This is a genomic window from Shewanella sp. CAL98-MNA-CIBAN-0140, from assembly GCF_040309905.1.
Lineage (GTDB): Bacteria > Pseudomonadota > Gammaproteobacteria > Enterobacterales > Shewanellaceae > Shewanella > Shewanella psychromarinicola.
The window spans coordinates 1-268 of the sequence record NZ_JBEOPI010000181.1 but is presented as its reverse complement, the minus strand read 5'-3'; the positions used below and the strand labels follow the sequence as shown (position 1 = coordinate 268).

The following is a 268-nucleotide window of genomic DNA, read 5'->3' as shown; positions in this document are numbered from 1 at the left end:
AGCGACTGCCGTGCGCCTACTTTTTGTCGGAGTGGTTGTCTCCGTCGTTGTTATGCGGGCTGGAGGCGAACAGGTCCAGTCCCAGTCGCCGGCTGAGGTAAGCGGTGGCGCGTTGCCCGCGGATGCTGTTGCCTGCGTTATCGAGACGGGGGGAGAAGGTCGCGATGCCGCCCTTGCCCGGGGCGACGGTCATGATGCCGCCGGTCACGCCGGACTTGCCGGGGAGGCCGATGTTGAAGAGCCACTCGCCGGACTTTTGGTACAGACC

General features: G+C 65.3%; 1 protein-coding gene. It reads right to left on the bottom strand.

From position 1 onward, the window contains the following. Window positions 1-16: 16 nt before the first annotated feature. Window positions 17-268: glutaminase (locus AAEY93_RS20675; RefSeq protein ID WP_351079553.1), on the bottom strand; the 252-nt coding region annotated here is incomplete at its 5' end.